The organism is Pseudomonas sp. TH15 (assembly GCF_016651105.1).
Classification (GTDB): Bacteria; Pseudomonadota; Gammaproteobacteria; order Pseudomonadales; family Pseudomonadaceae; genus Aquipseudomonas.
This window is the reverse complement of record NZ_JAEKEL010000001.1, coordinates 4,687,187-4,701,165: the sequence shown is the minus strand read 5'-3', so window position 1 is coordinate 4,701,165 and position 13,979 is coordinate 4,687,187. Positions and strand designations below refer to the sequence as shown.

General features: G+C 54.8%; 15 protein-coding genes. 10 read left to right on the top strand and 5 right to left on the bottom strand.

What is annotated here, in order from left to right:
- Positions 1–52 precede the first annotated feature (52 nt).
- The 6 genes from JFT87_RS21145 to JFT87_RS21125 all read left to right on the top strand — a co-directional run bounded on the left by JFT87_RS21145 (position 53) and on the right by JFT87_RS21125 (position 7,282).
- Positions 53–772 carry an endonuclease NucS domain-containing protein gene (locus JFT87_RS21145; RefSeq protein WP_178117025.1) on the top strand — a complete coding sequence of 240 codons (720 nt, stop codon included), beginning with the start codon at positions 53–55 and terminating at the stop codon, positions 770–772.
- Between the two features lie 203 nt (positions 773–975).
- Positions 976–1,809, top strand: coding sequence for a hypothetical protein (locus JFT87_RS28515; RefSeq protein WP_242487285.1), 834 nt, complete (start codon positions 976–978; stop codon positions 1,807–1,809).
- Positions 1,810–1,859: 50 nt separating this feature from the next.
- Positions 1,860–3,926 carry an ATP-binding domain-containing protein gene (locus JFT87_RS21140; protein WP_242487284.1) on the top strand — a complete coding sequence of 689 codons (2,067 nt, stop codon included), beginning with the start codon at positions 1,860–1,862 and terminating at the stop codon, positions 3,924–3,926.
- 25 nt (positions 3,927–3,951) lie between these two features.
- Positions 3,952–5,808 (top strand): DUF262 domain-containing protein, encoded by a 1,857-nt coding sequence (locus JFT87_RS21135; protein ID WP_201204307.1) that lies wholly within the window; start codon positions 3,952–3,954, stop codon positions 5,806–5,808.
- A gap of 557 nt (positions 5,809–6,365) precedes the next feature.
- Complete coding sequence (locus tag JFT87_RS21130) at positions 6,366–6,731, top strand: DUF6124 family protein (RefSeq protein ID WP_201204306.1); 366 nt, start codon at positions 6,366–6,368, stop codon at positions 6,729–6,731.
- Between the two features lie 185 nt (positions 6,732–6,916).
- On the top strand, positions 6,917–7,282 hold the full coding sequence (locus JFT87_RS21125; protein ID WP_201204305.1) for a DUF6124 family protein: 366 nt from the start codon (positions 6,917–6,919) through the stop codon (positions 7,280–7,282).
- Between the two features lie 211 nt (positions 7,283–7,493).
- Here the strand turns inward: JFT87_RS21125 and JFT87_RS21120 are convergent, their stop codons facing one another.
- Positions 7,494–8,741, bottom strand: a complete 1,248-nt coding sequence (locus JFT87_RS21120) for a toxin-antitoxin system YwqK family antitoxin (RefSeq protein ID WP_201204304.1) — start codon at positions 8,739–8,741, stop codon at positions 7,494–7,496.
- A gap of 350 nt (positions 8,742–9,091) precedes the next feature.
- On the opposite strand from JFT87_RS21120, the gene JFT87_RS21115 reads away from it, so the two are divergent.
- The 4 genes from JFT87_RS21115 to JFT87_RS21100 all read left to right on the top strand — a co-directional run bounded on the left by JFT87_RS21115 (position 9,092) and on the right by JFT87_RS21100 (position 11,579).
- Positions 9,092–9,346, top strand: a complete 255-nt coding sequence (locus JFT87_RS21115) for a bacteriocin immunity protein (RefSeq protein ID WP_201204303.1) — start codon at positions 9,092–9,094, stop codon at positions 9,344–9,346.
- 302 nt (positions 9,347–9,648) lie between these two features.
- Positions 9,649–9,993 carry a hypothetical protein gene (locus tag JFT87_RS21110; protein ID WP_201204302.1) on the top strand — a complete coding sequence of 115 codons (345 nt, stop codon included), beginning with the start codon at positions 9,649–9,651 and terminating at the stop codon, positions 9,991–9,993.
- Between the two features lie 621 nt (positions 9,994–10,614).
- A complete protein-coding gene (locus JFT87_RS21105; protein ID WP_008080779.1) occupies positions 10,615–10,980 on the top strand; it encodes a DUF6124 family protein in 366 nt (121 codons plus the stop codon).
- Positions 10,981–11,186: 206 nt separating this feature from the next.
- Positions 11,187–11,579: a DUF6124 family protein gene (locus JFT87_RS21100; protein WP_201204301.1), complete on the top strand. Its 393-nt coding sequence runs from the start codon at positions 11,187–11,189 to the stop codon at positions 11,577–11,579.
- A 99-nt stretch (positions 11,580–11,678) separates the two neighbouring features.
- On the opposite strand, the gene JFT87_RS21095 is transcribed toward JFT87_RS21100, so the two are convergent.
- From JFT87_RS21095 to JFT87_RS21080, 4 genes are read right to left on the bottom strand one after another with little or no spacing between them, the layout of a single operon-like run.
- Entirely contained in the window at positions 11,679–12,287 is a 609-nt protein-coding gene (locus JFT87_RS21095; RefSeq protein ID WP_201204300.1) for a hypothetical protein, read from the bottom strand.
- Complete coding sequence (gene sseB / locus JFT87_RS21090) at positions 12,284–13,084, bottom strand: enhanced serine sensitivity protein SseB (RefSeq protein WP_201204299.1); 801 nt, start codon at positions 13,082–13,084, stop codon at positions 12,284–12,286. Before sseB ends, JFT87_RS21095 begins: the two co-directional genes overlap by 4 nt.
- Before the next feature lie 44 nt (positions 13,085–13,128).
- On the bottom strand, positions 13,129–13,707 hold the full coding sequence (locus JFT87_RS21085) for a hypothetical protein (protein WP_201204298.1): 579 nt from the start codon (positions 13,705–13,707) through the stop codon (positions 13,129–13,131).
- Between the two features lie 2 nt (positions 13,708–13,709).
- Complete coding sequence (locus JFT87_RS21080) at positions 13,710–13,874, bottom strand: hypothetical protein (RefSeq protein ID WP_201204297.1); 165 nt, start codon at positions 13,872–13,874, stop codon at positions 13,710–13,712.
- Between the last annotated feature and the right edge of the window lie 105 nt (positions 13,875–13,979).

The window sequence follows — 13,979 nt, the reverse complement described above, 5'->3', positions numbered from 1 at the left end:
CACCCACCAGCTAACCTGCAAATCTAAGGAAATCAGTCATGGACGCCCCGAGATGCAGCCACCCAAGAAATACTCTGTTGTTTTGGTCGATTTAGATGGGGGGCACACGCTCTATCCGATGAAGGAATGGTGCCGTCAGAATCCTAATGAAGCACCACCTATCGATCCAAACACGAATTCTCAGCAGCTTCGTCGTGCATTCACTCGAATGGGATGGGTCACTGAAGAAACTGAAACACAGGTTCTGGTCCTGCATCCCGGCACACCTAAAACAGCTATTCAAGCCATCGAAGACGAAGACCTGACTCTTGGAGACGAAGACACGCCAGATTCAGATCGAGAGACAGTTTTTGAACTGGAATGGCAGCTACGCGACTTCATATCTCACAACATCGAATCACTGAAACTGGAAGATAAATCCCTTCGCCTCTATGTCGATCCTCTAGGTCGTGATGGAGTTGAATACCCTACCGATGTTGGGCCAATCGACATACTCGCACTTGATTCAGATGACGCGTTCGTGATTTTTGAACTGAAACGTGGACGTGTGGCAGATCGTGCCATTGGTCAGATCAGCCGCTACATGGGCTGGATCAAGAAGAACCTTGCGCACGGGAAGATGGTGAAGGGCGTCATCGTTGCGAAATCCATCAGCTCAAACCTACGTCACGCTATCGTGGCAGTTCCTAATGTCTCGCTTTTTGAGTATGAAGTAGCGTTCAGCCTGAACCAAATCTTTGAAGCAGATGAACCAATGTCACATGAAATATGAGGAGTAAATAGCTCCAACTTTTGTAGACCAGCAATTGGCCGCTACTGGACGTTAGATGCCGTGCGTGGGTTACCGCTATAGGCTCAAGACATTTTCGACGCAGCCGTACTGGCCTAATGCCAATGCTAAGATAAATGATTTACCCTGACTATCGGGTTACGTCGGGCGTGGTCGTTTTCTGCCAAGGATAAGGAGTGACAGGTATGGCAAAGCAGCTTAGTGAAGCATCCCTGCGCAAGGTTGCCCGTGAAGAGCTGGAGGTCCTTGAAGGGATTATTGATTACGCCGAGCATATGATCCGTGAAGGCGATTTGGCTTACCGGAATCTTAAGCGCAACGCCTACGGCAAGGCACTGGTGATCGAGCGTGAGAAAGAGGGGGTTGCTACATTCCGGCTGGGTATTGACTCGCTGGTGTACCCCAAAGCCAGCTCGGGCTATGCCACTCCGCACTCACCGGTGGGCCGTCTTTGCGCCGTGGCAGGAGTCGGTTTTGAGAGCTTTTCCAAAGCCTGGGGTGATTACCGGGTCACTGAGGCCCGCCAGTTTCGTCGCCATGATTTGGAAGAACTGGAGCGTCATGCACGCAACTTTCTGGCGGTGGGCGTGGAGAATGCTAACGGCCAGGGAAAGGTCATGGATCTGCGAGCCTTTTTGACAACGGCTAATTTAGCAGGCAAGCAAACCACCGTGCCGAGTAAAAAGCCTGCAAAGACCGAGAGTGTGGAGAAGCCTGTCGCCGTTTTGCTCCCCACTGGCAAGGAGCTGCTCGAACCTGCGAAGCGAACAACCAACGAAGCCGGGCTGCTAAACACACCGGTGACAGAGGTTCTTGTTGTTACACACCCACCAGAAGATGGGCAGCCGGCAGACGTGCCAGTAGAGCTGACACCGTCCGTGCCTGCCGCACTGCGGCTGCAGATTCTCGATGACGAGGAAGAAGATTCGGCACTGGCGATTGCCGATCTCGATGATGTGGACGATGAAGTTGGCGGCGAGCTAATTGAGCGGATGAGCCTGGATGAGCACTTTTTCTGAATCGAACCCCGAATCAGGACAAGATCATTTCCCGGGAGCCGGTTGGGCCGATGTGGGTCGAGGGCGTTGCGGGCTCAGGCAAGACCTCGGCGGCGCTCGGGCGGACCAAGATGCTCTGTGACTTCAACTCGAATGAAGTTACGGATCGTGAGACGTTCCGGTCCATTCTCGGCGACGACTTCGACTACTGGGAAGGGGAGTTTGCCGGCAAGTTCTCCCAGGACGGCAGCGTCGGCTTTGTGCGCACTGCCGAGCTGATCCAGTACCTCAAGCAAACCTGCAGCCGTCTAGGTATGCCCGGTTTACCGGTGCTTGAGTATCACGAGTTGCGCTCCAAGCTGCGCAGCTATCGCCATCTGGAGTCTTCGGGCGGTACTGGCAAACGCTTCAAACACAGCAGCGACGAGGGGCATTCTCTGACCACCACGCTGGCTTGGCTCAATGCCGCCCGGCTTGCGCTGGCCCGGGTGATTGCCGCCGACTTGCAGAAACTGCTGGTTGAGGTCGAAAGTGAGCAGCTGCAACGGTTTACTGCCCAGCAGCGCAGTCAGTTTGCCGCTGCCCACCAAGCGCTTGCAGCCAGCGTTAATGAACTGGTGCAAGAGCTGCTCTCGCCTTTGGCTGCGGAGCGAACCTTGTATCGGTTGGGGGCCAAATTGTTGGAGAGGATTCAGGCGCTGGCTCAGCGAATCCTGGGCCCGGCAACCCTGAGTATTCATGTAGGGGAGTACATGGCCTATGGCGAGGGCATTCCGGAGCTGGCGCAAAGGCTGGCAGAGTTACCTGTCGATTTGTTCCAGCAACCCAATCAGGTTTTGGTGCTGTACAGGGCAAGTGTTGTTGAGGGGGCCGAGGCATTGCCCTGTGTATCGAGCAGTTGTTACCAGTTCCTCTCGGCGGATAACCAGCCCTTGTCCTTCAATGATGCTGTACAGGCCTCACTCTCGGGCACGAGCGTCCGCGCTCTGCTGCCATCGTTAGTGAGTGGTGACGGGTATGAGACCAAATTCATGCCTGTCAATGAGCTGTTCATTGTGCTTGGTACGCCCAAGTCCCTGCTCTACCTGGACGGTGAGGTGCTGAAGTGGTTGAGGGTCAGCAGTGGTATCGGTAGTCAGGTGTTGCCTGGTGAGGATGAACAGGCCCGTACTTCGGTGCTTAAGATATTCCGGCAGGCGGCGTTGGACCATCTGGCCAAGCCGCTGAAGAACTTCGCGGAGCTGTATGCAAAGGCGCTGTATGAATACGCCGACAGCTTCCCTGATGCGGCCATTGCATGGCAGGTACTGGAGCGTCTTGAAGAGCAACGCCTGTGCGATTCGGATATCGACTTGCTGCTGTGCCTGGCTCACGACCTCAGTGCCGGAGTAACAGCCAAGCTCCCCGCTAGCCTGCGCGAGGCCCCTTTCTATCAGAGCGTGTTTGTCGATGAAGTGCAGGACTTCAGCGAGCAGCAGATCTACTTGATGACCTCCCAGGCTGATCCGCGTTACAGCGCAATCACTGTGGTCGGAGACCGTTCGCAGCAGTTGCTGCGCAACGAGGAAATTCACATCGCGGATTGCTTCCCTATTGGCAAGCGTCCAGAGTTTGTGGCGCTGGATGAGAATCTGCGGCAGAAAGGGCAGCCGGATCTCGCTGCGCTAAGTGCGGTACTGCGGCAGTTGTTCGAGCGCGGAGCCGATACGGATGTACAGCAGTTGGACGCTGCCCTTCTGCATGATCAGGTCAGCGAGCAAGGCGCTTACACGCTGCATGGCTTTGCTCGGCGTGAAGAAGAGTTCAGGTATCTATGCGAGACGATCGCCGCTATCCCTGAAAATCAGTCGGTTGCTGTGGTATTGCCCGACCAGGAAACCGCCCGGTCTCTGCATGCTTTATGTGCGCAGGAGCTGGAGGGCAGCTTCCGCAAGATGAGCGTATCGGAACAGATCGATCTGTCGAAAAAGTACCTTGTGCACTTCACGTCGGTGCTGCATGTGAAGGGGCTGGAGTTCGATGTCGTGCTGTTGCCAATGATCGACCTTTACGACCTTGGTCAGCCGGTATTCCGCAACCGGTTGTATGTAGGTTGTACGCGAGCGAGACAGCAGTTGCTGATGAGTCGGCTGCGCTAGTAAATAACTAAGGATTGAATGAACGATGGAAGCCAACAGCCGTCCTCTGCTGCGAATCTTCGAACCCACGGTGTGCTACCAGATTCCGCTGTTCCAGCGGCCCTATGTATGGAAGCGTGAGGATAATTGGCAGCCGCTCTGGGAGGACTTCGAGCGCCTGCTCGATGTGATGCTGGCTGGTGAGAAGCTGCGCCCGCATTTCCTCGGTGCCGTGGTGCTTGAGCAACTGCGTAATGACACGGGGTCGGTGCAGGGCCGTCAGGTCATTGATGGGCAGCAGCGCTTCACCACCTTGCAGTTGCTGCTGATCGCCGCCCGCGACCTTTGCCGCAGCCGGGGTAGCGAGCGCTTCGCCGGGCGCTTCGAGTCGATGGTCTCCAACAGTGACACGATGGTCGATGACCCGTCAGAGGTGCCCAAATTGTTGCCAACCAATGCCGATCGCCTTGCGTTTGCCTCGGTACATGGCGCGGGCAGCCCGGATGCGTTGTTGAAGCAGGCGAGCAAAAAGGGCGTGGACTTCAGCTACGATCAGGGCATCGTCGGCGCCTACCTGTACTTTTATGGGCAGTTCGAGGAGTGGTTACGGCCGGAGGCTGTAGAAGCCGAAGAGTCGCCGGAGAAACAGCTGGATGCGCTTTGGGGCGTGGTTCGCAATGGCTTGCAGTTGGTGGTGATTGATCTCGGCGAAGACGACGAATCGCAAGTGATCTTTGAGACGCTCAATGCACGTGGTACGCAGTTGCTGCCGGCGGACTTGATCAAGAACTTTCTGTTCCGGCGCGCTCAAAGCGAAGGCGGTGATATCGATACGCTGTACGAAGAGCATTGGGCGGAGTTCGATGGCGAGTTCTGGCGTGAAGAGGTGAAGCAGGGGCGGGAAAACCGTCCACGCATTGACATCTTCATCCGCCATTTCCTGACCCTGGCGATGCGCCGCGATATTCGTGTCGGCCACATCTTTAACGAATACAAGAACTACGTGCAGCACACCGCCGACTGGGGCTCTTGTTTCGTCGAACCGGCCAACTCTGCCAGTGAGCATATGGCGCTGCTCAAGACCTACGCCGAGCATTTTCGCCAGTTCTCTTCGCCCACGGCAGGATCTCGTCTGTCGCGTTTTCTGGCGCGCCTCGTGGTGATCGATACTTCGACGGTTTATCCGTTGCTGCTGCTATGTAGCCAGCGACTGCGTCCGCAGCAGAAAACCGAGTTCGAGGCGATCCTGACGGTGCTTGAGTCCTATCTGTTCCGTCGGATGATCTGTGGCCTGACCACCAAGAACTACAACCGACTATTCCTCGATCTGATTCGTCATCTCGAGCGGGAAAAGCAGATTACGGCCCAGGTGGTCGGTGCATTCCTGCTCTCCAGCGAAGGGGAAAGTGTGCGCTTCCCGAAAGACGGCGAGCTGAGCAATGCGCTACTCGACTACCCGCTGTACCAGTGGTGGCCGCAGTACCGTGTGCGGGCGGTGCTCGAGGCCCTTGAGCGGGCGCTGGCGCATGCCAAAAGCGAGGCTGTCAGCCTACCGACGGGGTTGACTATCGAGCATATTCTGCCTGTGAAGTGGCAGGAGTACTGGCCGCTGCCCGCGGAGGTGCAGAATGATCCCCAGATTAAGGTGGAATTCAGCCAGCGTCGTGATCGAATCAAGCATACGCTAGGCAATCTGACACTGGTGACCAGCAGCCTGAACCCTGCATTGTCCAACTCCGCTTGGGCAGCCAAGAAACCGGAACTCTTGAAATGGAGCAAGCTGAATCTCAGCCGTGACCTGCATGACCATGAAGAATGGTCGGAGCAGGAAATACTCGCCAGGGGAGCGGCGCTGGCGAAGTCTGCGATTCAGATCTGGCCATATCCTGACGTTGATCAGTAGCAACTAGAACGGAAACATTGTAAGCAACCTGCGTTCGGAGGCACTTTACTGAGGGACAGCTTCTGACCGAATGCAGTCGTTCGTTGTTTGGGTAGGAGGCACACCCGGCTAAACGTGAACTGAACCGTGTAGCAATTACAGCCTTAGCATGTTCGAAGCTCTATGGGAGATGAGTGTTTCGCTCTGATTAAACGCAACGCCGCAGGCACGTTTAAATTACACAAACCGTTACGTCATAAACGGCTACAACGCCTTGCGCCGTTGCCCACGCGTACGCCAGAATCCGCCGGCTTGTGCGGCTGTGGGGTGGGCTATATCGTTTGCTGGTCACTGCAAAACAGTGATCGGGTTTGGTAGCCCGTCGTGATAGTCGTATGGCAACACCTTATGCAGCCCTGTTGTTGGGACATGCTCTATATGGTGGTCATGCGTGGGGCTCCTTTGTGAGCGCCGGGTTTTCTATCGCGACCGGTCTACCAACCCATGCATGGCCGCCACCTATTCGTTTGGTAGCGAAGGTGATGGCTCCTTATTTCTTATAAGGTAGCGAGTCCTCTATGTTCAAACCAACACCAAACCCACCGGACTCCGATCCGATCCCGTACGACCCAACGCTCGAGCCTCAAAAGATACGAGAGGCGACCGACCGCGCCATCAATTTCTACCTCAACCCCGGCTCACTGAAGCTCTCAATCCCATCCCGCAAAACCAGCAAGATCTTCCTCATCGGTCCCGCCGTGGACGAAGAAACTCTCCTCCTCGAAGCCTGCGAGTCGTTGGCCGCCGCCAGTGACATGGCACGTGACATGAGCGATGTCGTCGACAACTCACAACGCCGAACCATGCTGATGCTGCATCAGGTGATCATGCTGAGTGAGTTGATGGTGAATCGAGTCCTGGATGGTCGCCGCTTGCCGAACTAAGCGCTGCGTCATTGACGGCTAGGCCGCGAACTCTGTGTAGGAGTTGCCGTAGGCTGCGATCTGTTGATTTTGTTTTCGATTGTTGAAGAGCAGATGAAGGGATCGCAGCCTGCGGCAGCTCCTACATGGTGGGGATTCATATTTCTTTTGGAGTGCCTTGATGGGTGCTTGTGGAGTTTCAGTTGATGTCCGAAACCACTAACAGTCAGCCGGTGACAGATCCGGCGTCGCCGTATGAATCATTCGATTCGAAGAAGCTTCATGAGGCGGCAGAGCGGGCGCTTGATCATTATCTTGCGCCTGAGAAGATCATGGCGACGCCGTACACCCCCAGCACTCTGTTCATGGTTAACCCGCAATCCGACACCGAAACCTTGCTGGTCAATGCCTGTGAGTCTTTGGCTTCGGCGACGGTGATGCTGGGTGATTTTGCCGGGATGCTGGAAGGGCCGAACCGCAATACGTTGTTGGGGATTGCGCAGGTGGTGATGTTGGGGGAGTTGGCGGTGAACAAGGCGTTGGATAACGTCGAGTTGAAGCAGCCGGCCTAGGGTTTGTGCTTGGCTGATTCCGGATAAACGGCTAGGGAGCGTGTTCCCTTGTTGCAAAGTCAACGCGCGCCCACCAATGTCGCCAACGGCTTCCACGCAAAAGTGACGGGTTTATTTTCTGAAATAAACCCGTCCCCATTTTAACAGGGGGCATCTTCGATGCCCCTTTCGGCTGGATATCACGCGCAACACAGATATTTGCCGTGGAGGCTCACTGGCAGTCTTGCTCAAACTCATCGAGCATGTCGGCACGCACCAGTGCATCAGGATCTTCAGCATGCACGGCGTCTACTTTCTGTTGCACGCATGCATCTACATTATTGCTAGTAGAGGCTGCCAGGACCGTTTTTTGTACGGGTTGGCTTTGGATCGGTTGTCCTGGGGCGGGAGTATCAACGATTGTTACGTAGTCGATAGCGAAGCCGCCGCCACCGTAACGACTAGGGGTTTCGAAATCCGGAATTTCTTCCACTGGATTCCCCCAACTCATGTTGGGATTAAGCATGGCCATCTTGCCTGGATATTGGCTGCGACGATCAGAAGGTAGATTTACGATCGTGTTAGTGACTTTGCCTGCGCTCCATACCACTACAGCGTCCAATTCCCCATTGCGGTCATAGAGGCGTTCTTGACCATGCTTGACCACGTCATCTTGATGGCTATCGTAGCCCGGTCGTGCAACGCCTTGGTATTGGCTTATCTGCTTGTCACCGACCCATATAGTTGCGGTCGCACTGACGAGCCTTCCTTTGTTCCATTGCAGCTCTCTAATCAGATGGCCTTCATTGTCCCAATACTGCTCCAGACCGTCATTGCTGAGATCACTGGCAATGTATTGATTGACGTCTTCCTTGATGGCCAGTCGACTGACATGGTGAAGGTGCTTGCCGTCAAAGTTCCCATACTCATCAACGGTTCGCGCCTTCAGTTTTCCGTGCTCGAACTCGCTGAGTTCAGTCACGTTACCTCGCGCATTGATACGTTTCTGAGTTCCATGAAGTTGGCCATTTTCATAGTTCTCTTCCTGCGATACGTAGAAGCGATTACCGTCAATGCCATAATCTTTTTGCGGCCCGTGATACTCACCCTGTAGATACGTGCGGTGCTGGGTTCCGCGGTTGTCGAATCCGGTCTGCTTGCCATTTTTCCAGTCGAGATCAGCAATGAGCACTTTTCCCTGTTCATCCCAGGCACGCTCTTGGCCGTCTTTTTTGCCGGCGGTGTAATGCACCTCAATCGTGCGCTCGCCGTTTTGAGGATTGAACTGTTCTAGCAGTCCGTCCTGTAGTCCTCGTTTCCAATTACCCTCAGCAATCTTGTTGCCGGTTTTTGCGTCGAATTTTTCTTCTTTACCGTCTCGCTTCCCCGCTTTGAATTCACCTACAGCCAGCAGCTTGTCCGCGTTATCCGAGCAGCGCATTTCTCCGTCAGGCAGACCTTTTTTACGTCGATTGAGCAAGTTCCAACGCTGAACAGCCCCAGTACCGACATAGGGTAATTGAGGATACGTCCAGTGAATGGGTCGTCTGCGTGGACTTTGTAAATCAAACCACGAATTTCTTGGGTTTGGCGTGAATCTATTTCCTCAGTGAAGCATCCGGTAAGACTGAGGGAAGCGAGAGTGATTGTACTCAGAGCGAAACAGCGGCGAGCGTTGAAAAACACCAGAATCTCCTTATTCACGTACCGGCCCCTGCCGGCTTAAAGCGTGAGAAGGGCGCAGTGTAGGATAAAGTTATGGTGTGATTCCATTGAGCCATGATTTGTTTGATAAGAGACTTCGCTTTCACAAGAGAAAGTAGACATAACATGGAAGACATTTCTGATTTCACCGAAGTCGAATTCATCGCCTTCATCAAAAAAATACGCGTCGTTAACAAGGGCGGCACGGATGATGAGCTGGGTGAACTGCTTGAGCAATTCAGCAAACTTGAGGGTCATGCAGAGGGTTTCGACCTCATTTTTCACCCGGAACCGGGTGCCGACAACTCTGCTGAAGGTGTCACTGAGACGGTGAAAGAATGGCGCGCGGCTAACGGCCTATCGGGGTTCAAAGAGGACTGATTCAACTCTTGGCACACGTGTGCTGCAAACTACCAGTCCCGGGACAGCAGAAGGGCACGGGAAGACCGAAGAGGTTTAATGGCCCACGAAGGACGGAAGGCGTCGAGGGAATGCGAGCATGGGACGATGCTCCAGATAGGGTGTCGATTATTCTTGGGATGGAATTCTACAAGGAGTATCCGAACGGCGGTCTCACAGCACAAATTATCATGGATAAAGTGTTGGCAGTGCCAATTGCTGACTGGGGTATAGGGGTTCAAAAATATGTCTGCCAGTGAAAAGCGACCACGACATATTGGGCGGTGGATAACGCTGCCGCTGTGGCGTGCTGGTACGTAGCTATACCGCGTGTTGTCGTTTACTACTCAAAAGACGGCACCAAGAATATTAATTACGTCCTGAACACGCAGCACACGATTGTTCGCGGTGAACTGCTGCCAGGAAAGACAACCGGTGATGTAGGACATATCTTTCCTGACGATGAGTTCTTCATGCGCCTCGACTGGTGGAATACGAAGGGCCTTAATCGCTGCGTGAGCATTACGCCCCGATGGCCGACAACTGAAATCCATATCGACCGTAACGGCAAGATTGACACCAGTGAAGGCAGTGGCACTGATGGAGAGCGGTTGAAAGCTTGTTCGTAGGGTTTAGCCAAGCCAGAGGTGACTCAACTACCACGTGTGGTCGACTTCTGGGCGATTCCCAACTGAGCGCACCACGACCTTGTAGCGGCACGCTAAAGCCTCATTGCCGGTTGGCGGTGGCGGATGGGCGTTCATAATATTGACTGTTCTGCCATGTTCATTCGCGCGATTGCGGTTGTAATCGTAGGGGCAATTTCCCATGTACAAGGGGGGATTCATTTTTTGATCGCAGAAGGGGGCAGGCGTTTTCGTCGCTTAAACATAACCCTACAAGCGCGTTTAAATTACACAAACCGTTACTCCACAAAGGCTACAACGCCTTGCGCCGTTGCCTACGCCTACTACAGAATCCGCCGGCATACACGACTATGGATCGGGCTATATCGTTTGCCTGTCACTGAAAAATAGTGATCGGGTTTGGTAGCCCGTTTCTAAGCGTGTGTTGACGCCTTATGCAGTCCCTTTTTGGGGGCGGTTTTTATGGCGGCCATGCGTGGGGCTCCTTCGGGAGCGCCGGGGTTTTACTCCGCTTAGACCGGTCTACCAACCCGCGCCTGGCCGCCACCCTCGTTTGGTAGCGAGAGTGATGGCTCTTCATTTTTGCTGAGTGGAGTACCGTCTATGTTCAAAGTCACGCCCAACCCACCGGACGCCGATCCGATCCCGTACGACCCAACGCTCGAACCTCAAAAGATAAGAGAGGCGACCGACCGCGCCATCAATTTCTACCTCAACCCCGGCTCACTGAAGCTCTCAATCCCATCCCGCAAAACCAGCAAGATCTTCCTCATCGATCCCGCCGTGGACGAAGAAACACTACTCCTCGAAGCCTGCGAGTCGTTGGCCGCCGCCAGTGACATGGCACGTGACATGAGCGATGTCGTCGACAACTCACAACGTCGAACCATGCTGATGCTGCATCAGGTGATCATGCTGAGTGAGTTGATGGTGAATCGAGTTCTGGATGGTCGCCGCTTGCCAAACTAGTCGGCAGGCTAATGGATGAGGGGGCTTGCCCCTCAATACACAAATGCCATCGCCCTGAATTCCGTGTAGGAGCTGCCGGAGGCTGCGATCTTTTGATCTGCTTTTTCAAAAGATCGTCCGAACGCGGCCCGAGCCTCCGGCAGGTCGATAATTCCGCGGTGGTCATTTTCGCGAAGTGCCCGATGGGTACTTGTTTGGAGTTCCTGATGTCTGAAACCACAACCCCTTCGGCGGTTACAGATCCGATATCGCCGTACGAATCCTTCGGTTCAAGAAAGCTCCACGAAGCTGCCGAACGTGCCCTCGATCATTACCTTTTGCCGGCAGCCACGAGTACGGCCGCGCCCTACAGTCCCAGCAGCATGTTCATGGTCAACCCGCAAACCGATACTGAGTCATTGCTGGCGAACGCTTGCGAATCCCTGGCTTCGGCGACGGTGATGCTCGGTGACTTCGCCGGGATGCTGGAGGGGCCTAACCGTCACACCTTGCAAGGCATCGCTCAAGTCGTGATGTTGGGGGAATTGGCGGTCAATAAGGCGCTGGACAACGTCGAACTGAAGCAGTCGGTTACAGAGCCTGGTACCGGCCTGAAATAGGCTGAGCGACTAACAATTTGTGGCGAGGGAGCTGGCTCCCGCTCGGGCGCGAAGTGTCCTTTCACCACGCAACGAGGGACGGCGCCCGTGCGCAGTCCCTCAGCACAACCGCTTGCGTACCGCCTTCAGCACCGCTTCGATATGCCAGGTTTCGACGCCGATGACGACGGCTTCACCGGCATCTGGCAACAACTCGATTTGCGTGGTGATGCTTTGTTCGCCAAGCAGTCGCTGTGTGTTTTTCAGAAGCATGCGTGTACCCGTGAGCCATAACCGTTGTTGGCCCGTCAGCAACGCAAGGGTTTGCGGGTAGGTGCACTGCAGTTTTTGGCGCAGATTGATCAGCGCCGGTTTATCAGCCCGGTCCAGTGCCGGGGTCAGTACATATTGTTTGCCCGCCGCCGCCTCCAGGTCGTATTTGTCCTGCAGATACTCCTCGACAGTGATGCAACTGACGACCATCTCACGCTCGCCCGTGAAGACGTTGATCAAGTGCGCATTAACACCGACATAGCAGAACTCCGTCATGCCGTGGACGACGTAATCCTCGCTGTTGCAGCGAATGACCCAGTAATCCCCGTTGGCGGACAGCTCACAGTTCTGAATGACAAAGCGCTCGGGTTTGCCATCTCTCATGGCACCGTCAAACAGCGCGAGTACGATTGCGCACGCCTGGTCTGCGGTCAGTTTGGTGTTGCGCTCGCTCATGCTTTGCCAAAACCAAACAATGAACGCAGCCAGCCTGTCGACTTTCGCTCATAGAAAGGCGCGGTTTGCTTGAGGAAATAGTCGCTCAGGCCAGTTTCGCCCTCGCTAACGCGGTACAGGTCGACGGGCTCGCCATCCGGGGCGGTGTCCCCGGCGACGTTACCGGCTTCGAGCATCACCCGTTCAATGTCGCCGTCCGCTTCGATGCCGACGATCAGGTGAGGCTTTTGATCCGTCGAGGCGTCATGCATCAATGCCAGAAACGCACGTTTTACGTTGCTATGTTTGGCGAACAGTTGCGTGAGCGAATTGATCATCTTCGTCGGATACTGCGACGGTTGGCCGAGCAGCACTTGGGTGTCTTTTTCGACGGTGCGCTGTGTTGGTATTTGGCCGATTTCATCGGAGAGCAGGTTGCGCACTTCTTCCGGGTAGAACTCTTTGCCATAGGGCGACTTTGGATTGAGAAAAAGTTGCGCGCCCAAGGTGATTTCGAACAGGGCTCTGGCCGGGATTTCTATGTAGGACTGTTCGCTGTCGATGGACTTTTGCAGGGTTTGCAATGAAGAGAAAAACGGGATGACCGCGGAGCCGTCGGGTTTTTGCCAATGCGCGATGCTGATATTGCTGCCCGCCTCAAGGTGGGCCGGGCCTTCGCCGGTGCCGGTGGTGCCGAGTACGTAGATCGTCGAGCCCAACAGGGCTTTGAGAAAATCGGGTCGGTGCGCAGGCTCATCCGCCGCCAGGCGCAGTGATTGTTCGAGGGCGTTTTCTTTCTGGGTATGGGTGATGTCCATCGTTCGTTCCATAAAAACAGACAGTAAGTGAATGGCAGAGCAGGTCAGTCGCTGCTGCACCCTAGCAGAATCCAGCGTTTGCCTTGCGCGTGTACGTCGTAGGCAAACTCCCAGAAAACCGGATAAGCCGGATGCCCCTTTACGTATCGGAAGGCACTGATGTGGTCAGCCTCATTGACGTGGGCGAGTTGCATTATTTCGCTGGCAAGTTGGTTGATTTCATCGCGCTTGACGTCAAGGTCTTCGGGGCCGCTGCCTTCATCGCCGGCATACAGCAGCATTTCGAGCACTTCCGTTTGCACTTCTGCAACTGACATGGCGGTGATGTTGGCAACCACGCTGCGCCGCGAGACGGCATGTTCGAGGGCATCGACTAATGGCTGACTCGCATCGAGCGGGCCATAAACATTTACCCATACCTCGTAGTTGTAGCCGTAGAGGAGGTGTTCCAGTCGCTGGAATGCTTCAGGCCGGTTGTCGTGACTGACTTTCATAATTCTTCCTTGCAGTGGCAGTACCGTGAGCAGTTTTTCACGCGCTTGTGAAAACAGGAAAAACGGCAGTCGAATGAAGCGCAAACGGGTTAAGCCTTTGGAGCCGGGATTGTTTTTGATTGGCGGCATGGTCAATTGGCAAACGAAATAAGCATGTCCAGGATGTTGATGAGCACGTAGAGCAGGGTAATGGTCGCAGAGGCTTTGGGCGAGCGGGTTGGCTTGAAACGGCGTGACATTGACGTTCTAAAGCGCTTGATGAAAAAGGCGCCATCGACCAATACCGTTGTGGGCATGTCTTCTTCCTGATTACAAAACACCCAAGGGTTTGGCGCGTCCTGGATGGTTAGGACGGCGTACTGCCTTGGGTGGGATGGGGGCAGATCAGGTGGGGCGATAGA